The sequence below is a fragment of the Roseibium sp. RKSG952 genome, from assembly GCF_009711355.1.
Genome location: NZ_SMMF01000124.1, coordinates 1 through 276, shown reverse-complemented (window position 1 = coordinate 276; position 276 = coordinate 1). Strand labels below are relative to the sequence as shown.

At 55.1% G+C, this 276-nt stretch carries 1 pseudogene; it reads left to right on the top strand.

Going from position 1 to position 276, the window contains the following annotated elements:
• Positions 1–273: pseudogene (locus E1297_RS50035) on the top strand (IS256 family transposase); the annotation flags it as partial.
• Positions 274–276: the final 3 nt, after the last annotated feature.

The following is a 276-nucleotide window of genomic DNA, read 5'->3' as shown; positions in this document are numbered from 1 at the left end:
GCCGACCATGTTGCACCTCACTTCTGAATTCACCCAGAGCATTCGAACTACAGACCCAATCGAAAGCGCTTTCGCCATGATCCGCCACCGCACGAAGCGCACCAAAGGCTGTCTCCGCCGGGACGGCATGTTCACATGATGTTCAAGCTCGGCCACTGTGCCGAGAAAAGCTTACGCAAATTGCGTGGCTTCGCTCACCTTGCCGAAGTCATTCAGGGCTTCTACTTCGTAAACCGAATCAAACGGTCAAACCAAGATCTGGCCGCCGCGTGATGG